We start from the raw sequence: 18,998 nt of genomic DNA, 5'->3' as shown, positions 1-18,998 counted from the left end.
ATAGAGTATCGTATGACATTTATGTGAGACGATGAACTTGCACGTAGTTGCCGACCTGATCGACGATTCGAATCGTTGCCGCGGCGGTCTTCACCGTTCCGTTGCTGTAGCGAACGGTGAAGACGAACGTATAGAGACCTTCTTCCAGTTCGCTGAGAGGTCGTCCCGCTTCCTCGCTTCCGAGAAGGCCCGTCCAATTCACCGGCGAGGCTGGATTTAGAGGCTTAAGACTCATCCTTAGAGTCTCGCTTGCTGCGGCCGTAACCTCAACCGGCTTCGTCGCCGAGCTTCCCGTATCGGTCGTTACGGCATCCAGAACGAATGCTTCCCCGGCCCAGAACCAGTCGGCCGGCCTTGGAGATGTCGGATTCTTCTCGTTATAGGCGAGGCGGTTCGCTTCCCATTCCTCCGTATGCCGCACGTAACCCGTAATCCCTAGAGGAAGTACCGCTATGGCATGGGTTGCCGTAACCGCCGGCGCCTTGCGGTCGCTCACGGTCATCGTAACGGTCCAACTGCCGACTTCGCTGAACTTCTGCGAGGGTCCGGTTGTCGGATAAGGAGAATTCAAAACGTAGGAATAGGTTCTTACGGACCCTGTCGGCGACGTGATCTTGTAGCTGACGTCCAGCGCATCGTCGTCGGGATCCGATACCAATGAGCTCAAATACACCGTATCTCCCTCGTATGCGGGAATCGGACTCCAGCTGAAGTCGCCGGTCGGCGGCTTGTTCGTGATGATAACGAAATACTTCGGAGAGCTCCACTCGCTCCAATCATATCCGTCGAAGACGCGGACCGTCACATAGAAGTTTACTTCTTCCGCGATATCTCCGGACGGGATCCAAATCTTCGAGCTCGAACTGATTTCGCCCGAATTCATATACGAGTATCCGCCATATTTATAGATCCTTACCTGATACTTCGTCTGCAGATCCGCGTCCGCGTCCGAATACGTCCATTGGAACGTCGGTCTCGCCGTTTCGAAGACGGTCGGATTCGTGGAATCCGTACTCGCCGGCACGGTTACGCTCGCCGCGGGCTTGCGGTTGACGATCGTCAGGCTCCCGGCGGCCTCATCCGTGAGTCCATAGCTGTTCGTAACGACCTGCCGAATGGTAAACTGCCCAACGCTGTTGAACGTCTTCGTCCAGGTCGTTCTCGACGTGCTCGCGAGCGATTCCCCCGAAAGCGCCGCCTTTATGAAGTATTGATGAGGAAGCATCGTCCGGTCGCCATCCTGCGGGTCGCTGGCCGTCGAGTCGATCGTCACCGGTACTCCGCGATACGTTAAGATAGGGTTGGTCGTAAAACCTGCTTTGGGCGGCTGTACTTGCGTAGCCGCTTCAACGTCGAATTCCCATCTTGCCCACTCTTCTCCCCAAGCCCCATACTCGTCTTGAACCTGCAGCTCAAGAACGTAGTGCCCGCTCATGATTACCTTCGTCGGCGGCTTATCGATGTACTGATAAGCGGTCGAGTTCGGGACGAGCATCCTCCAGCGCTTCGTAAAGATCCCGCGGGTCGATTGATAATCAAGCCCCGTTGCTTCCGTCGAATAGGCACCGGTCGATGGATTGTATCGGTCCGGATCGTAAGAATAGTCGGTTACCGTTACTTTCCCGCTGCTATCCGCGTTTCCGGCAAAGGTCGGAATCGGCCTGCGGTGAACCCGGATCGTGCCGTTCACCTCGTTCGAATCCTGGCGATAGCTATTGAAGGCCATATCCGGATAGAGATGATCCGGATTCGGATCGTCTCGCGTTTTAAACCGGAACGGATACTCTCCGGGGAGGCTGAAGCTCGTCACCGGCGTTGAATACGATTTCCCCGCGCCGCTCCAGGTTCCCAGCGAATTCAGGAACACGTTCGGATTATGCGAATAGATCCAGGCTTCGCCGGCCGTGATCCGCTTGTCCTCTTCCGGATCGTCGAACGTCACGTCGTATGTCAGAGGCTCATTCACCAGCACCACGCCGTAGATTTTACCTATCGACGCCGTACTTACCGGCTGCGTCGAAACGTTAAAGAACGAGACGCCCGGTTGACCGCGGCTGATCACGCCATACTTGCCGCTCGTCCAGCCCGTATCCGGGATTGTCGCTTGCTTCAGCCGGTTCACATAAAGCGCGAAGCCGGTTCCTTCCGGAACGAACTTCAGCGTGTACGTTTGGCCGGAGACGATCGGATACGCCTTCGAGAAGACAATCGAAGTCGCGCCGCCCACGGTCTTCTTCACCTTCAGCTGGCCGTCCTCGAATTCCGCGCTGTAGTAATTGTCCTTGTCCTGCGCGAGATACAGATAACCGGCACCCGCCGCGGATGCGTTGGTCGGCTTCAGATTGCCTTCCAGGCTGTGTCCTTCGTTTATCTTGCTTCCGAGCCATAGGTCGCTCGACGGCGTGCCGATGTCGTAGGCTTTCGGATACGTCAGCCCGCCCGTTGCGCTGAGCTTGTATACGTTGGCGGTATAGTAATAATAGTTCGTGTTGGAGAATTGGGCGTAAATCAAATATTCTTGATCTCCGATAGGCACAACCGTATACGGAAAAATGGCGTGTCCAACTCCATTACGATCCGTGATCCACCAAGCCGCGGCTCCCGATCCGGACGTTCCGCTCAGAAAGACGCCGGAGAACGTTTGATTGCTCACGACGGTATAAGTCTTGGGGTCGAATACGACGACCTGCAGGTTGCCATCCGTATAGTTCCCCCACCAAGCATCTCCCTCCCCCCAGTAGTGGAAGAAGGTAACAAGCCCATCGGAGCCGACAAGAATTTTAAACGTACGCTGCCCCTTATCGTTATAATAGCTGCTCGCGTTCGGCGAGTTAAGCTTCAATAGCTTCTTGTATTCGCCGTTAGGCGTCAAAGCAATGGCATAAACGCCGTCTACTGTCGGCTGCGAGGTCCAGATATTCCCGATCTTGTCAACCGTATAGATCGCATCCGTCCTCTCCGTTTTATAGACTTGATCGTACGAGTTCCCTCCATAGTAAACTTTATAAGTAGAAGTCTCCTCCAGCTCCGCGGGGTAATCCCATATTTTGAGAAGCTTCCCTGCGGAATTGTGGATCGTAATCTTCGGTCCGCCGACGTAGTAGCTCGGGCGGCTAATGGAATAGTAGTTTCGATTGTCGTCTACCCCGACAAGCATATAAGCCAGCGGTCCGCTTGGCGGTTGTTCGAATGCTGCCAGCTCTATGCCGTTAGGATCGAAGATAATCGTGTTCCCGGTGTCAAACGATCCGGCTGTATTCACGTAAATGTTGTTGCTGCTCTGGGAGTAGTATTGCTGCAGAAAATAATGAGTATGGTAGTAGCCTGTATGATAACCGATCGAGCTGCCCAGATCATAGGAAATTCGGCTGTATCCGGCCGCCCCCGGAATCTCGGTTACCTTATCTCGAATAAAATACTCTGCAAGAGTTTGCGGTACCGCATATCCGATAATCCCCTTGTCATCCGCATAAAGACTATTGACGTGCGCGTACTCGTTGGAGTTATAGTAGTCCCGCACGATCCCCATCAAAACGTTAGCTTTAATGATCGCCCCGTTATTGCGGTCGACCACCGTCGTCACCACGTTTCTGGCATTCCGGAGATAAGCGGTTATATACAAGCGTTCTCCTTTAATCATCACGTTGAAGTAATAAACGCTATCCGCTTGGGGATACACTTGGCTTGCAATCTGCTGCATCTTCCGGTTGTAAATGGTCAACGTGATCTGCGGATAACCCGCGTATTCGCCATTGCTCGCCAGATAATAAATATATTTCTCGTCCGCATATATTTTCGTGTAGCCATCAATCGTTCCGAGATGCGTAATCTGGGCCGTATTTTGGATGCTCGCGTATAGAGTACGGTCCACAAAATCTTCCCCGTAGTAATTGTCCGCCACGCCCCATTGCTCGTTGAACATGCCCAGGTTCGTCTTATAGTTCTTCGTCGATAACGTTTCCTGGTTGTACACCCATCCGGACTTATCGCCGATCGAACCATTCGTGAGGGAAGCAACCGTGCCGGTATTATAAAGCGTGGACATTGGCAAAAGGGTACGATCGGACGTATCCGTTTGGTCGGAGGAAGTAACGACATCGATCGTCGGCGCGAGATTGTTCACGATTAGCGTTCGCTCGCTCTCCGGCTGGGCATCCGTGCTCGCGCAGGATCCATACGTCTCGCAAGCGGTCTCCCGGAACAGATATTTGCCGACGCGGTCCGGCTTGAATACGTATGCCGAAGCTTCGCCTTCCTGCACCTTTACCCAGCCGTCATCGCTGAAGCCGTTGTTGGCCGCATCGTACTTCCTCTCGAAGGTATGCTTGCTAATGGTGTCTCCGTCCGTGCTGTACGCATTGCTCTGAACCCGAACGTTCCCTAGCCGAGTTTCTTCCGGAGGAACCGCGATCGTCGTCACCGGCGGCTGATCCGGAACGACCTCGATCGTGTGGCGGGCTTCCTCCGACCAAACATTCGAACTATTCTTAACATTCAGAATAATAGTTCGTGTACCCGGCGTATCAAACTTTATGTCATAGATCGGCCCTTCCTGTGCAACCGCATGATCCCAAGTGTACATGACAATGTCTTTGCCTTGCCAGTCAAAGGATTGCGAACCGTCTATCGGATACGGTAACGGCTGGCCAACCTTCACCTTCGTCGGGCCCGTAATGACCGCGACCGGTCCGGACGGCATCGGAGGTTCAGACGGCTCCGGCTCTGGCTCTCCAGTCGCTGGCGGCGGCGTTGATCCAGGCTTGAAGATCACGGTCGAACAGATCGCTAGGCTTGTCTCCTTCCTAGTACCATTCGTAAAGACAATAACCGCCCGCTGCTCGAATTTGGCCGTGTAGGTATCTCCGGTGACCTTCGATGCCTTGGTGGTATAGGTGAACGTTGCTGTCGCCTTCGTCTTGTCGCCGCTAGGCGTGACCGTTATCGTTTGCTGCTGCCCGCCTTCAGCGTCATGGCCATAGATGATCCATTTCGAGATCGAGCTGCTGGAGACGCCGGTGATCGCCGCATTGACGGTAACGTTCGTCGTTACGTCCTGGCCGGTGAATTCGACGGTGCTCGGGTTACAGGAACAGCTCGCGTTTGGCGTTCCGTTCTCGACGGCCAGCTTGATGGTGATCGTCTTCTCGACCGACGACGAAACGTAGCCACCGAACGCAAATAGCGTTCCCTTGCCGGTTAACGTCTTCGTCATTGAAGTGGTTCCGTTGAAGTCGCTTCGTTTAATGGTGATGGAGGAATTGACGGTTGAAGATGCTAACTGATTCGTCGTGGTCCCCGCGCCGTTATTGGAAAATTGAGCAACCATCTTATCGATATACTCCGGAGCGTTAAAGTACCCGCTAAATACAGCCCTCGTTTCCACCTTTACGGGAATCGAGATTGAATCCTGACCAACCGGGATTGTGTACTCGGAGCTGTCGGTCGAGATCGTCGTCGTGACCGCTTTATCGCAACCGAAGGCCGGCACAAAGAATGTTGCGTACCATACTTTTCCGTTGGTCTGCCGATGCTGCATCTGAACCGATCCTTGGGCGCAGAGCGTAGGTTTGGCCATGACTTTCGCATAATCCTTGCCGCCTTTATTGGCGACTGTAAAGGTTGGTGAACTGACACCATTGCCGCTCAGGGTACTGTATAGTAATTGGTTGACTTGAGCATTAGACATCGCTGACCATGACTGAGCAGCACCGCTAACAGTTATCCAGTTTCGATCTTCTAGGTTCCCGCCAGCATCAGCGTCGTTAGGGAAGCAACTATTCGTTACAGGGTTGTTACTGACATCGTATCCTAACCAGCGCTGATAGGATGTTCCAGCCACACAAACATCATTAGTAACTTCCCCCTTCCCCCATTCTCCAAATGGCTTATCATATACGATGAGTCCATAGAGGTTGTAAGTGGCCATCGACGCATCATATTTGTTGAAAGCTGATTTAATCGGAACTCCAATCCCTGTTAAGTACGCATAAAACTCTGCTTGGCTATTAAATTTACCGGTAGCCGCATCTGCAGAAGTCTTCTTAGCTTCCATTGGCCAACCACTAATTAGAATTAGAATTGATAGCAAAACGAGAAGGGATTTTTTAAACTGCCTTAACGCCATAAGGACTCTCACTCCTTAGTGGAGAAACTGAAAGTTAGCAGTTGAACACCCGATCCATCTAAATCGACCAAAACGTTACCAAATGTCTTCGAGGTTTTAACTGTTCTCAGTTTATCGAAATCGACCATTGCGGAATTATAGTAGCTCATGATCCAGTTAAACATACTGATTCCCGTGGAATCCCCGTACAACGCGACTAGCGCCATTCGTAGCTTGTTTTCGATTTTTACATTCCGACCACTTTCTTCATTCCAGAATAGACGATTAACGACTAATCGCATCGTAACTTTTTTACTAGCAAAGCTTGAGCTGTACGCTTTTTCTTGAAATAAGAATCGGAAATAGTAGTTGTCATTATCTACAGCCCTAGATTGAACAGCATAAGCAATTGCCAACGTTGCATCAGTTCCCGCAGAAGTCTCTGGCCAATAATGAGCACTCGCATATTGCTCATCCCCAGCCAGATACTTCACCATTTGATAGGCTTTCTTGTTTAGGTCAGGCGTAAGTTTTTCGCTGACACTATAGCCCTTGTACGGGCCTTTTGGCCCGTCCCAAAGAGAATCTTCGAACGTCAGCTTGCCGTCCTTCGCGTCGAAGTAGTGATAGGACACATGCGCGGGCATCGAGTATTCATAACCCCAGCCTGTCTTCGCGCTTTCCGTCTCTAGTTCCGCATCACTTATCAAGTTCCAAATATGAGCCGTACTATTCGCCCCATCCCATACCACGCGGCGGCCGAGTGCTTCGCTGACGAACCGCAGAGGCACGTAGGCGCGGCTATTCTTCAGAACAGGCAGTGTCCCCAGGTCCTTCTCAACTCCGTTTACAGTAGCCTTCTGCGAGCCGAGAACGAGCTGAATGTCGAGCTCATCCGACTTGATTGCAACCGAGCCTGCCGCTTCTTGATAATCCACGGTTGTCCCCAGCTTCTCGCTGACGAAACGCAGCGGAACGAGTACGCGCTTCTGCGAATCGGCGAATGGCTTAGCATCCGCAAAGGAAAGATTGATTCCGTCTAAAGCAACCGATATGCCGCTAGCTGCCGCAGCTTTCGTATTCGAGTTTGCGGGAGTTACCGTTAGAGCAACAACCGCAACCAATAGCAGAACGAGCAACTTTTTCATATCCCTTTTCCCCCTGAATGATAGTGTATTAGTCCTTCAAATAGTTCTTATCAACAGCAAAAAAAAAAGAAAGCACACGCGACGTAGTAACGATCGTCTGCGGGTTCTTCCTCGCGGTAATGCTTATGGCGTGGCAACGGGTCGTAGCCAACTTGTATGTATATATCTCATTATAGTTAATGCTTCCATTTTTCGTCAACTATCTGTCGAAAAAAGGAAGAGACCGTCAATTAGACGGCCTCATGACATCCTTGGCGGGCTCCTTCGCGAAATCGCTGAAGCTGGAGAGCACGTGGTTATAGTCGTCCCGGTCGGCGATCCGGATTCCATCCGCCAGCTCGCGCAGCTTTTCCTTGGACATGCTGCTCTCGAGCGATTTGATATCCAACTGGAAAAACGTCCTCATAATCTTCTCCTTGCGGGGAGGCCCATCGAACAAGGACAGGTTGCCGTCCCGGTCCAGCGAGATGTAGGCGGATTTGCGGCACTCCGGAGACAGGTCGTCCACTCTCTCTTCGACCCGGACCGTACCGGATGCGTCCATCGTCGGCATCCAATCGCGATGGGACTTGATCAGATTCATCGTCTCCAGCGTGGAGTGACGTCCCAGCATTCTCGTCTCCTCGCCGCATAAGTACTCCCGATGGAGCACGAGGACGACATCCGAATTCCAGCCGGACAGCTTGTCCAGCACGATCCCCCTCTGCGAGCTTTCCGGCTCGTAGGAGACGGGGAGGTTTTCCTCTGTTGGAGGAGTGGATTCGACCGCTATGGAGGCTGGCCGAAGATATTCGTTCATGAGATGGCCGGACACCCACGTACCGGCAAGGACGGCTGCGGCAACGACTCCCGCCCACATGCCTAATGTCCAAACCGGACGCCGAGTGCGCTTGAGACGCTTCTTGATTCCTTTGATGCGTAATCCAAACACCGGAATCCCCTTCTTTGCTTTTTTCCTATTGTTGCCCAGGGATTCCGGCATTATGCTTATTTCCTTACCAATTCACCCAAGGAAGACTTTGCTTGCGTTTCGATGCTTTCGGGCGCGGGGAGCTTTTGGCCTTCACTTTGGCTTTGGCCGCCGGCTTCTTGGACGGTTCGGACGCTTTCGCATTAACTTTTACTTCCGGTGCGGCTTCCTGCGTTTCATCCCTGATCGGACCGACCGTCCCGACAGGACCGATCGGCGTTCCCAACGGAGGAATGGTAGGGATCGGCGGAATCGGACCGAAGTCCGATACTCCTCCCGCGTACGGATTGGTTCCCGGGTAATCCGGATAGCCGTAGCCGGGCATGCTGTCCATCAGCGGCGTTGCGGCGAGTGGCGAGACGTCGGCAGCCGGAGAGACGGATGTAAAAGGAACGGCGTTCATTCCCGGGAAAACAGGCGAGCCTCCTGGCACTCCGTAATGGCTAGTCGTCGGAAAAGCCTGCGGAGCGAACGATGCGGGAGAGACGGCGGTCGGAGCGAAGGAGGTCGGAGCGAATGTCCCCGGATAAGGGACTCCCGGATTGGCATACGGAGCGATTCCCGCAGGGCTTATGGAGGTTCCCGCTCCCGGCCATTGCGGAGTCGACCCCGAGCAACCGCATGGCTGATAGGTTGCCGGAGCGAAGGCTGTCGGGGCGAACGAAGCCGGGCTTACCGCGGAAGCCGGTTGATAGACGGGAGCTCCGGATCCCGCTGCTGGGGAGACGAACGGCGTTGCGGCGCCCGGAAAAAAACTGCTGTAAGGCATGATCTCCTGCGAACCGGTCCACCCATGGCCTTTGGTCGAAGCGTAAGTACCGGCAAGTGCCTCCGTCGGGAAATTCAGCGGAACCGCGCCGATTCCGGGAATAGGCGGATACCCTTGCTCGTGGCCGAGTCCGCCATAGCCGGAACCATAGCTAGAGCTTGAACCGTAGCTAGAGCCAAAACCAGCGCCAATATCGGCGACGTGTCCTCCGCCATATTCATGGCCATGTGCTTTTCCGTAGCCTTCATGACCATGTCCGTACCCTTCGTGACCGTAGCTTTCTTTGCCGTACCCTTCGTGACCGTAGCTTTCTTTGCCGTATCCCTCGTGACCGTAGCTTACATGACCGACGTTGCCGTACCCTTCGTGCCCATGCTTTTCCTTGCCATAGCCTTCATGTCCGTACCCTTCGTGCCCGTACTTTTCCTTGCCATAGCCTTCATGTCCGTACCCTTCGTGCCCGTGCTTTTCCTTGCCAAAGCCTTCATGTCCATAACTTTCGTGACCGTAACCTTCGTGACCGTGAATTTCTTTGCCGTAACTCACATGGCCATAATGACCGTATTCTTGGCCTTTGCCGTATTCGACAGCCGCCTCGTGCTTGTGCTCGTGTTCCGGATAGGGCTCCATTGCCATTGGCGCAATCGCTTCGACCGGAGGAATCGGATATTGTTTAAAAAGGTCTGCGGAACCGTGCTCCGCATGCACCGGCCCGTAATGATGATGGTGATGGTGGGTCTCTTGATACACCGGCTGAGGCACCGGATACGGTGCGGGAGCCGGTACGACCGGTGCCGGCTCGGGGGCCGGAGCAACGGGAGTTTCCAGCACGGGAGGAACGGGCTGCGGAAGCGGCATTACGCCCGTATTCTTCTTATGATCGTGACCCGGCATGTCTTCCGTTCCCGGCATCGCGCCCGTATTCGCTTTGCCTCCGGGCCACCAATTCCCTTGGGAGGCGCCCGTTGACGGAACGGGAGTTGCGACGACTCCCGAACCGCCGCCTTCCCCGGAGGCATTCACCTTCGGAATATTAACGACCTCTCCGGTCAGAAGCACGTTCGGGTTTTTGAGTTGGGGGTTGGCTTTGATCATCGTGTCCAGCGGGATTCCCCACGCCTTGGAGAGCTTCCATAACGTGTCTCCTTGCGATACGGTGTGCTGGTGCATGATTTCATAGGCCGGCTTGGCTGGCATCGGAATCTTGACTTTCATTCCGACGTCGATAACATCCGGATTGGCGATATCCGGATTCGCCTGAAGCAGCTCCTCCGTGGTTACTCCATACTTTTGGGCGATGCCATGCAAGCTATCGCCTTTTTTGACCATATGGATTTTCAAGCCGTTCCCTCCTGATCGGGTGTAGATTCGCATGCGGGCGAATGTCCCGCCCGCACAATCCATACATCCTATGCAGCAAGTAGGCATTTGACATCCTCCCGCCAAAAAATCTGCGACCGCAAAAAAAAGATCTCCCAATAGCGCTTAGGCCATTGAGGAGATCTTTTTTATTTTCGGCTCGGAATTATCCTTCGTAACTAAAGCTCGGGTAGGAGCCCAGCACCCGCACCTGGCAGCCGATCGCTTCGATCTCGGCGATCGCCGCAGGCAGCAGAACGGAATCCATCGACATCAGGATATCGATGAAGAAGTAGTACACGCCGAGCTTCTTCTTCGTCGGCCTGGACTCGATCTTGGAGAGGTTGATCCGCCTCCAGGCGAAGGCGGACAGCACCTGATGCAGCGCTCCGGGGTAATCGTCCGGCAGCGTGATGAGGATGCTCGTCTTGAATTCCGTCGCGGACGGGTTTACGTATTCCTTGTTCCCCACGAGAAGAAACCGAGTGTAGTTGTTATCGTGGTCGGTAACGCCTTCCTGCAGCACGTCCAGCTTGTAATCCGCAGCCGCCGTTCTCGTTCCGATGGCCGCCCAGCCTTGGCCGGGATTCTCGGAGACGGTTCGGATCGCCTCGGAGGTACTGCTGAGCGTCTCCAGTTCGGCATTAGGGAGCGTCGCTCTCAGGAACTCGTAGCACTGTGCCATCGCGACCGGGTGGCTCAGCACCTTCTTGATTTTCTCCGGACGCCAGCCTTCGCCATCTTCTCCGGATAGCTCGCTTCGCAAGCCTACCAGATTCTGCACGGCAGGGTATACCCATTCCGCGCGGATGGGCAGATTCACCTCGTGAACGAGCCAATCCGTGTGGAGGCTGACGGATCCGTCGATCGTATTCTCGATCGGGATGACGCTCCAGTCCGCTTCCCCCCGCTCCGTCGCGCGGAACACGTCGGAAATGAGCTTATAGTAAGCGTGGTTCACTTCCCGATCTCGGAAAAAGTACTGGGCGGCTTCATCCGAGAACGAGCCTCTGGGAAGGCTGGCTACTCTTGGCGCGCTGCTCATCGTACAACCTCCGCAGCCGCGGGAACGGGCAGAAGCTCCGACAGCTCCAGTTCAAACTTGGGATCGTCGGAATCGAGAACGACCGCTTCGGGGCCGTGCGGCCACGGAAGGAGCCATTGAGTGGTCACCGAGATTCCTTCGGCCGCCATCGCGTCCGTCACGAAGCGCACCATCTCCTCGCGGTCGGAGGAGCCGGAGTCCGCGAGCAGCAGCAGCGTAGGACCGGCGCCGGACAGCACCGCGCCCAGGGCGCCGTGATCGGCCGCGTCCCTCAGGATCGCGTCCATCCCGGGAACCAGCGAAGCCCGATACGGCTGATGAAGCTTGTCTCTCATCGCATGGCGAAGCAGATCCAACCGTCCCGTCGCCAGAGCCGCCGTCAGCAGCGAGCTGTGGCTGACGTTGAATACCGCGTCCTTCAGCGACAGCTGCTGCGGCAGAATCGTTCTCGCTTTCTTCGTCGAGAGCTCGAATTCCGGAATGACGACAAGCGCTTCGAGCGCCTCGGGCGGATTCAGGCGAACCGCCTCCGCCCTTGTTCCGTCCCATGCGGCCGCGATGATGCCGCCGAACAACGAAGCTCCCACGTTATCCGGATGGTTCTCCTCCGCGGTCGCCATCTGGAACAGCTCGTCTACCGTAAACGGGGAGCCGATCAGCTCGTTAGCGGCGAACAGAGCCCCGACGATAGCCGATGCGCTGCTGCCTAAGCCTCGGGTCAAAGGAATGTCGCTGCGCAGCGTAATATGCAGCTCGGGCAGCTTCACGCCGGCCCGGGCGAATACCTCCTGCGCGACGACGTAGACCAGGTTGGTTTTGTCGGTAGCGACTCCTTCCACCTGATCGCCCAGCAGGGTAACGGTCGTGCCTTCTTCCGGAGTAGAGGGGCGAAGATCCACCCAGGAGAATAAAGATAATGCCATTCCGAGCGAGTCGAAGCCCGGGCCGAGATTGGCGGTGCTTGCCGGAACCCGAACGACGACGCGATCCTTTACGGTCGGGGCTCCTTGCGTTTGGTGCTGTTCTAGTTTCATTTTGCTACCTCTTCATCCTGGATGTAGGAATAGGAAAACTCGTTCGCGGACGGCCGAGAATCGATCAGCCTTCCACCCGATAGACGCTCTTGATCGTTCGAATCGCCGACAGCTTCCCGAACTCGGCCAGCACTTGATTAAGCGCGGCCTTGGAAGCGTTGTGGGTCGTGATGATGAGCTCGGCCCCGTATTGGTCCGGCGTCGCCGGCTGCATCACCGACTCGATGCTCATCTCCACTCGGGAGAACACGTTCGCGATTTGCGCGAGCACGCCGGCCCGGTCTTCCACATGAAGCAGGAGGAAGTACTTGGAGGCGATCTGCTCGTCGCTCTTCAGCTTCTTCTCCTTGTAGGCCAGCGAGGCTTGGCGCCCGTTGACGCCGAGCTTCGAGTTCTTGACGACGGCCACAAGGTCCGCCACGACGGACGTCGCGGTCGGCATCTCGCCGGCTCCGGGACCGTAGAACATCGTCTCTCCTACCGCTTCCCCATAGACGTATACCGCGTTGAACACCCCGTTCACCGAAGCGATCGGATGGCTCTTTTTGACCATGGTCGGCTGCACGCTTACGCTGATAAAATCGTCCTGTCTCTCCGCGATGCCGAGCAGCTTCACCTCGTAGCCCAGACGCTTCGCATATTGGATGTCCTCCTGCGTAACGGAGCTGATGCCCTTCACGTCGACATCCTCGAGCGCGACGTTCGAGCGGAAGCCGAGCGTGGACAAAATCGTCATTTTGCGGGCGGCGTCCAGCCCCTCCACGTCCGAGGTCGGGTCGGCTTCGGCATACCCGAGCGCTTGAGCTTCCTTAAGCACGTCTGCGTAAGCGACGCCTTCCTGGCTCATCTTGGTCAGAATGTAATTGGTCGTTCCGTTGACGATCCCCATGATCTTCGTGATCCGGTCGGAGGAGAAGCCTTCGATCAGCGTGCGGATGATCGGGATGCCTCCGGCAACGCTTGCCTCGTACAGAACGTCGCAGCCCTTCTCGCTCGCCTTCGCAAGAATCTCTTGGCCGTGCAGCGCCATCAAGTCCTTGTTCGCCGTTACGATATGCTTGCCGCGTTCGAGCGCCTCCAGAATGTATTCCTTGGTCGACGCGATGCCGCCCATGACTTCGACGATAATATCGATCTCCGGATCGCGGACGATCTCCCACGGATCCTCCGTCAGCTTGGCGGAATCGACGAAGATGCTTCTCGACTTGGAACGATCCTTGACCAGGATTTTCGATATGGCGATAGGCGAGCCGACTTGGCTTTGCAAGTCCTCTTGGTGCCCTTCCACGATGCGGACGACACCCGTTCCGACCGTGCCCAATCCAAGCAATCCTACTTTAACGGGTTTCATCTCGGTAGCTCCTCCTCTTGCTGCTGCAAGTTCCATTGACTCCATGGATTTATTTCTTTCGGACTTGATCCGTTGCTTTACGATCGTTCGTTCTCCGTTAACGGTCAGCTGCGGCCGACGATATGAGCCCGCTTCACTCCGTCGATCGCCTTCAACTGCCCGACCAGATCCGCCAGCGGTCCCGACAAACCGGAGATGTCGAGAGACACGACGACGTTCGCCAAGCCTTGAAGCGGAATCGACTGGGAGATCGTAAGAACGTTCCCTTCGCTTGACGCCAGCATCCCGAGTACCTTGGACAGCACTCCGGACCGATGCTCCAGATCCATGGACAGCGTCGCCATGCGTTCGCGGGAAGCTTGCTCAAGAGGATAGACGCCATCCTTGTACTTGTAGAAGGCGCTTCTGCTTAGTCCGACCCTCTCCGCCGCCTCGTGCACGGTAGCTGCTTCTCCTCTTCGCAGCAGCTCCTTCGCTTGCTCCGTCTTCAGAATTCCTTCCGGCAGCAAATCTTCACGGACGACGTAATATTGCTCTGCCATATTCCGTCCTCCCAGGAAAGACGAATGTATGTATATAGTGGACATTATATCGAATGCTCGGCTTCGCGGCAATAGGTAAACCGCTTATTTGGATTTCCGGTTGATATAGTATCCGAGCGAATAGCAATAGAACCAACCGGAGGGTCCCGATTGGTTCATAAAAATCAAGTCGTTGTTGACGATTCTTACTTCAAAAATTCAGCCCTTACGCTCCCTCGCCAAGCCTTACCGTTCCTCGTACAGGTAAGCGTCCGAGCCGCCCTCGAAGAACTCGAATTCGAAGTCGCCGATTCGAATCGTGTCTCCGTCCTTCGCGCCTCTCTTGCGCAGCTCGGCGTCGACGCCCGCGTTGCGCAGGATTCGTCCGAAGCGCATGACCGCTTCGTAGGACGCGAATTGCGTCCGTTTGAGCAGCTTCTCGATCGAATCGCTCTCGACCACGTACACCTCGTTGTCGCGCGAGATCGTGAACTCGTAGTTCTCCGGCTTCTCGTCGAACTTGTAGACGATGCCTTCCGCTTCCTTGGCCAGTCTGGCCTCCTCCGCGGCGACCTCTGCCGGATCGGGCAGCGTCTCGAGAAGGTCGGCCACCCGGTAGAGCAGCTCCGGGATGCCTTTGCGGGTCAGCGAGGAGATCGGCATGATCTCCATATCCGGGCGCTCGGCGGATACCTTCTCCCGGAACGCGGCGAGATTCTCTTCCGATTCCGGCATGTCCATCTTGTTGGCCGCAACGATCTGCGGGCGTTCGGCCAGCTTCGCGTTGTACAGCTTGAGCTCATCGTTGATCTTGACCCAATCGTCGTACGGATCGCGGCCTTCCATGCCGGACATGTCTACCACGTGCACGATGATTCTCGTGCGCTCCACGTGGCGAAGGAACTCGTGTCCGAGGCCGATGCCCGTATGCGCTCCTTCGATCAGACCCGGCAAGTCCGCCATGACGAAGCTGCGCTCGTCCGACACTTGAACGACTCCAAGGTTCGGGGTGATCGTCGTGAAGTGATACGCGCCGATCTTCGGCTGGGCGCCGGATACGACGGAGAGCAACGTGGACTTGCCGACGCTCGGGAAGCCGACGAGGCCGACGTCCGCCATGACTTTCAGCTCGAGCGTAACCCAGCGCTCCTGTCCTTCCTCGCCGTTCTCGGCGATGGCCGGGGCGGTGTTCGCCGGGCTCTTGAACCGAGTGTTGCCGCGTCCGCCTCGTCCGCCCTTGGCGATGACGACCTCCTGGTCGTGCTTCGTCAGATCGGCCAGCATCTCGCCGGTGTCGTCGTCGTAGACGATCGTTCCCGGCGGCACGCGCACGATCAAATCCTCCGCGTTCGCGCCGTGCTGCGTTTTGTTTTTCCCTTTGACCCCGCGCGGGGCCTTGAAGTGCTTCTGGTAGCGGAAATCCATCAGCGTGCGGAGCCCTTCGTCGACGCGGAAGACCACATCGCCGCCCTTGCCTCCGTCGCCCCCTGCGGGACCGCCTTCCGGAACATACAGCTCCCGACGGAACGCCACGAGGCCGTCGCCCCCGTCCCCGCCTTTTACGAATATTTTCGCTTTATCTACAAACATGCTTTTTTCACTCCGTTTTGCAAGCAAAAACGCCAGGGGCGTTCTTGGCCGTATATGAAGCTTTGCCTAGGGTGTCTCGAAACCGATAAAGGTGAAATTCAAGTGAAGCTAACCGTTCTGGATGACCGAATTAACCGGCTTGCTCCTTTAAAGGGAACGCGACGATCATCCGCCGCGAAGCGCCGGCCGGTTCGGAATCCGGCAGCCGGTCCTCCTCCGATAATCGCCCGACACCCTTCAGCGCCCGCTCCAACCCGAAGGAAAGGCTGTCCCTTGCGGCGATCATTCCGTTATATTTCATCTCCAACAGGATGTCGCTCTCGGTGCTGCGGAAAAAAAGCTGAAGCACGTTCTCTTCCCCCGCCGCGGAGAGCTTCGATTGTTCGCGAACGGCGTCCACGAGGCCGATGACCGCATCGGCGAAGGCGGACCTGTCCGGTCCCCCCGTCAAATCGAAGTCCTCCTCGATCTCCACCTCAAGCTTCATCGTGTTGCATGTCGTTCGAAAGGACAGCAAATATGTAATAAGCTTGGAAGTGCCGAGGCGAGACATTCGGCTGTCGTTCGCCATATGCCTCTTTATTCTCTCCACAACCTCGATCGCTTTATCGGGTTTGTTCAGCTTGAGATAGCCGTACAAAATTTGGATCTCGTTCATCCAGTCGTGACGGTGGTGCTTCAGCGTATCGATCGTAAGGTTCCGCATCGCTTCGATCGCGCGCTCTCTCCCGCGGCGGGCATCCCTTTGTTCCGTCGCCACGACCGCGCTCGCGGCCGCCAAGGTCCATGCGGCGAACAGGACGAGAGGCCAAACCGCGTCCGCCCAGAACGCGATCGCCAAAGCGGGCAATATTAAGGAAAGTGCGGCTCCGACCGTCCGGACGATTAATCTTCTAGACATTGCGCGACTACTCCGTTTCGTCATTGGCTGAATCAACAAACCGCGATAGACATCCTTCAGCTCATGCGCATCTCAAGACTGCTTTGTGCCTAGTATACCACGGAGCTGGCTTTTGCCATATGGCTAATCTCGAGGCCCCATCATGCAAGAAACCCCGGCCACTTGCGAGGCCGGGGTTCTAAGGCGGCAGTCGATTAGACTTCCAGGGCAGCCGCTACAGGCGCCATTTCAACCGGGTATACGCTCACTTTCTTGCGATCGCGTCCCCAACGTTCGAACTTGACTACGCCTTCGACAAGAGCGAACAGCGTGTCGTCCTTGCCGATGCCAACGTTGTTGCCCGGGTGGATCTTCGTTCCGCGTTGGCGAACGAGGATCGAGCCTGCGGTAACCGCTTGGCCGTCCGCGCGCTTGGCGCCGAGGCGTTGAGAGCGGGAATCGCGTCCGTTCTTCGTCGAGCCTACGCCCTTCTTGGAAGCGAACAACTGAAGATTCAGTTTCAACATGAGTGTCAACCTCCTTCTTTGGCTAATGTGTGCTTTATCTTCACGTGCTTGCCGTATTGTTCCTCTATGGATTCAAGCCCGACGACCATGCCTTCCAGCAGCAGCTGAACCTGATCGTTCCGGTAAGCTTCTTCGCACTCGGGCGCGTTCGCCGACAGCCAGCCGGACTTCATCTCCGCTTCCGGAACGAGTCCCGTCAGCTTCTCGATAGCGTTGACGGCACCGACCGTGATAGCCGATACGCCCGCGCATACGATGTCCTTGCCCGGATTGTCGTACTTAGCATGCCCCGTAACGGAGAATCGCTTGATCCGGTCGTCCCTTCCACGATAGATCGTGATCGTCACCATAAGGCACCTGCTTACGCCTTGATGCTCTCGATCGTCACTTTCGTGTACGGTTGACGATGACCTTGCTTCTTGCGCTCGTTCTTCTTAGGCTTATACTTGAAGACGATGATCTTCTCGCCCTTAACGTGCTTCTCGACCTTAGCCGTAACGGATGCGCCTGCTACGAGCGGAGCGCCGGTTACGAAGCCCTTGTCGCTGGATACAGCCAGAACCTTGTCGAACGTCACGCTGTCGCCTTCGTTCGCGCTCAGCTTCTCGATGAAGAGAACGTCGCCGGCTTGAACCTTGTACTGCTTGCCGCCAGTTTCAATAATTGCGTACATGTGTGCACCTCCCCATATCTAAGACTCGCCTCTACAGGTGCCGATCGAATCGACCCAAAGCCGATCGCAATCGGTCTTCCTGACCTGCTCAAGAGCGGTTGTAGCATGCCGTAACTGCTAAGCACTTTGCACGCACTATAAGATAATAACACATGACGGGAAGATAAACAACCTATTTGACAAACCGCCGTTTAGCGACGGATTGTTTTACGGCGAGCCTCCTTTCGCTTATCGTTTCAGCGGAAAACATTAAAAACCCGCTGCCGAAGCAACGGGTTTCTGCTTTATTCAGCCTTACTGCATCAATCGCGAAAAGACGACCAGCCTTTTCTCGTGCTCCTTGCGTTTCCGATCGTACTTGCCCGTGCAAGTAATCAAATTAAGCCTTGATTCTTCGGTATGGCCGAATATCCGGTCCAGGGGGGCTTCGGCCGTCTTGAACGACTCGACCGAAGTTACCTTATAGACCAAATATTGTCCCTTGCCGTTAGTCAACAGAATCGGATCCCCCGGCTTTAGCTTCTTAAGAGGATAGAAAATCGCCGGACCGGTATAGTTGTCCACGTGTCCCGCCATCAAAGCGGTCCCCGGAAGTCCCGGCTTTACGCCCGGCGACAGGATTCCGGCCCGTACGGTCGATTCCGGCACTTCCATTTGTCCGTTGTCCGACACTCCGACCGGATCGACCGGAGCGTCGATTCGAACGGATGGGATCAGCAGCCGGTTAGGGGTAAAATAGAGTCGGGCCGTCTTCCCTTCGAGAGGCTTTGGAGCTCCCTTGGACGACCCTTCCTCAAGTTGAAGAGGACCTGGAGATTCGCCCGTTGCGGACGGCGCCGGGCTCTCCGTCGTCTCCGGACTCCTTGTCTCCTGCCTCGTCGTCTCCGGCTTCGCCGAATCAACCTTCTGCAGGGATTCCGAAGTCTCTTTCCTCTCCTCGGCAGGCCCGGTCGAATCCGAACCGCAGCCGGTCACCGTCAACGAAGCCGCGATTAAAGCGAAGAAGAGAATGAACGACTTCATTCCTC

Annotated in this window: 14 protein-coding genes and 1 other annotated feature; all 14 genes read right to left on the bottom strand. The window is 55.7% G+C overall.

Annotated elements, in window-relative coordinates; genetic code table 11:
• Positions 1–19: 19 nt before the first annotated feature.
• The 14 genes from H7B67_RS07455 to H7B67_RS07390 all read right to left on the bottom strand — a co-directional run bounded on the left by H7B67_RS07455 (position 20) and on the right by H7B67_RS07390 (position 18,993).
• Complete coding sequence (locus tag H7B67_RS07455; protein ID WP_425353883.1) at positions 20–5,926, bottom strand: Athe_2463 domain-containing protein; 5,907 nt, start codon at positions 5,924–5,926, stop codon at positions 20–22.
• 206 nt (positions 5,927–6,132) lie between these two features.
• Positions 6,133–7,251, bottom strand: a complete 1,119-nt coding sequence (locus tag H7B67_RS07450; protein ID WP_185119146.1) for a copper amine oxidase N-terminal domain-containing protein — start codon at positions 7,249–7,251, stop codon at positions 6,133–6,135.
• A gap of 226 nt (positions 7,252–7,477) precedes the next feature.
• Positions 7,478–8,182, bottom strand: a complete 705-nt coding sequence (locus H7B67_RS31255; protein WP_185119145.1) for a BofC C-terminal domain-containing protein — start codon at positions 8,180–8,182, stop codon at positions 7,478–7,480.
• Between the two features lie 64 nt (positions 8,183–8,246).
• Positions 8,247–10,331 (bottom strand): LysM peptidoglycan-binding domain-containing protein, encoded by a 2,085-nt coding sequence (locus H7B67_RS07440; RefSeq protein ID WP_185119144.1) that lies wholly within the window; start codon positions 10,329–10,331, stop codon positions 8,247–8,249.
• A 184-nt stretch (positions 10,332–10,515) separates the two neighbouring features.
• On the bottom strand, positions 10,516–11,394 hold the full coding sequence (gene pheA / locus H7B67_RS07435) for a prephenate dehydratase (protein ID WP_185119143.1): 879 nt from the start codon (positions 11,392–11,394) through the stop codon (positions 10,516–10,518).
• A complete protein-coding gene (thrB, locus tag H7B67_RS07430) occupies positions 11,391–12,428 on the bottom strand; it encodes a homoserine kinase (RefSeq protein WP_185119142.1) in 1,038 nt (345 codons plus the stop codon). Before thrB ends, pheA begins: the two co-directional genes overlap by 4 nt.
• 64 nt (positions 12,429–12,492) lie before the next feature.
• Positions 12,493–13,779, bottom strand: coding sequence for a homoserine dehydrogenase (locus tag H7B67_RS07425; protein WP_185119141.1), 1,287 nt, complete (start codon positions 13,777–13,779; stop codon positions 12,493–12,495).
• A gap of 104 nt (positions 13,780–13,883) precedes the next feature.
• Positions 13,884–14,321: an ACT domain-containing protein gene (locus H7B67_RS07420; RefSeq protein WP_185119140.1), complete on the bottom strand. Its 438-nt coding sequence runs from the start codon at positions 14,319–14,321 to the stop codon at positions 13,884–13,886.
• Between the two features lie 225 nt (positions 14,322–14,546).
• Positions 14,547–15,890 (bottom strand): GTPase ObgE, encoded by a 1,344-nt coding sequence (gene obgE, locus H7B67_RS07415; protein ID WP_185119139.1) that lies wholly within the window; start codon positions 15,888–15,890, stop codon positions 14,547–14,549.
• Between the two features lie 130 nt (positions 15,891–16,020).
• Positions 16,021–16,791, bottom strand: a complete 771-nt coding sequence (locus H7B67_RS07410; RefSeq protein WP_245363261.1) for a Spo0B domain-containing protein — start codon at positions 16,789–16,791, stop codon at positions 16,021–16,023.
• 194 nt (positions 16,792–16,985) lie between these two features.
• Positions 16,986–17,297: a 50S ribosomal protein L27 gene (rpmA, locus tag H7B67_RS07405; RefSeq protein ID WP_185119138.1), complete on the bottom strand. Its 312-nt coding sequence runs from the start codon at positions 17,295–17,297 to the stop codon at positions 16,986–16,988.
• Between the two features lie 5 nt (positions 17,298–17,302).
• Complete coding sequence (locus H7B67_RS07400; RefSeq protein ID WP_185119137.1) at positions 17,303–17,647, bottom strand: ribosomal-processing cysteine protease Prp; 345 nt, start codon at positions 17,645–17,647, stop codon at positions 17,303–17,305.
• 11 nt (positions 17,648–17,658) lie between these two features.
• Positions 17,659–17,970: a 50S ribosomal protein L21 gene (rplU, locus tag H7B67_RS07395; protein ID WP_185119136.1), complete on the bottom strand. Its 312-nt coding sequence runs from the start codon at positions 17,968–17,970 to the stop codon at positions 17,659–17,661.
• An 11-nt stretch (positions 17,971–17,981) separates the two neighbouring features.
• Positions 17,982–18,080, bottom strand: a sequence feature (ribosomal protein L21 leader region).
• A gap of 184 nt (positions 18,081–18,264) precedes the next feature.
• Positions 18,265–18,993 carry a class F sortase gene (locus tag H7B67_RS07390; RefSeq protein WP_185119135.1) on the bottom strand — a complete coding sequence of 243 codons (729 nt, stop codon included), beginning with the start codon at positions 18,991–18,993 and terminating at the stop codon, positions 18,265–18,267.
• Between the last annotated feature and the right edge of the window lie 5 nt (positions 18,994–18,998).

Source organism: Cohnella thailandensis (assembly GCF_014212135.1).
Taxonomy (GTDB): Bacteria; Bacillota; Bacilli; order Paenibacillales; family Paenibacillaceae; genus Cohnella; species Cohnella thailandensis.
Note: the sequence above shows the minus strand (reverse complement) of the source record. Positions and strands in the feature narration are given on the sequence as shown.

What these genes read in the sequence shown, in the direction of transcription:
- H7B67_RS07455 (WP_425353883.1), bottom strand. Translation starts at nt 5,926, where the DNA reads ATGGCCACTTACAACCTCTATGGACTCATCGTATATGATAAGCCATTT.
- H7B67_RS07450 (WP_185119146.1), bottom strand. Translation starts at nt 7,251, where the DNA reads ATGAAAAAGTTGCTCGTTCTGCTATTGGTTGCGGTTGTTGCTCTAACG.
- pheA (WP_185119143.1), bottom strand. Translation starts at nt 11,394, where the DNA reads ATGAGCAGCGCGCCAAGAGTAGCCAGCCTTCCCAGAGGCTCGTTCTCG.
- thrB (WP_185119142.1), bottom strand. Translation starts at nt 12,428, where the DNA reads ATGAAACTAGAACAGCACCAAACGCAAGGAGCCCCGACCGTAAAGGAT.
- H7B67_RS07425 (WP_185119141.1), bottom strand. Translation starts at nt 13,779, where the DNA reads ATGAAACCCGTTAAAGTAGGATTGCTTGGATTGGGCACGGTCGGAACG.
- H7B67_RS07420 (WP_185119140.1), bottom strand. Translation starts at nt 14,321, where the DNA reads ATGGCAGAGCAATATTACGTCGTCCGTGAAGATTTGCTGCCGGAAGGA.
- obgE (WP_185119139.1), bottom strand. Translation starts at nt 15,890, where the DNA reads ATGTTTGTAGATAAAGCGAAAATATTCGTAAAAGGCGGGGACGGGGGC.
- H7B67_RS07410 (WP_245363261.1), bottom strand. Translation starts at nt 16,791, where the DNA reads ATGTCTAGAAGATTAATCGTCCGGACGGTCGGAGCCGCACTTTCCTTA.
- rpmA (WP_185119138.1), bottom strand. Translation starts at nt 17,297, where the DNA reads ATGTTGAAACTGAATCTTCAGTTGTTCGCTTCCAAGAAGGGCGTAGGC.
- H7B67_RS07400 (WP_185119137.1), bottom strand. Translation starts at nt 17,647, where the DNA reads ATGGTGACGATCACGATCTATCGTGGAAGGGACGACCGGATCAAGCGA.
- rplU (WP_185119136.1), bottom strand. Translation starts at nt 17,970, where the DNA reads ATGTACGCAATTATTGAAACTGGCGGCAAGCAGTACAAGGTTCAAGCC.
- H7B67_RS07390 (WP_185119135.1), bottom strand. Translation starts at nt 18,993, where the DNA reads ATGAAGTCGTTCATTCTCTTCTTCGCTTTAATCGCGGCTTCGTTGACG.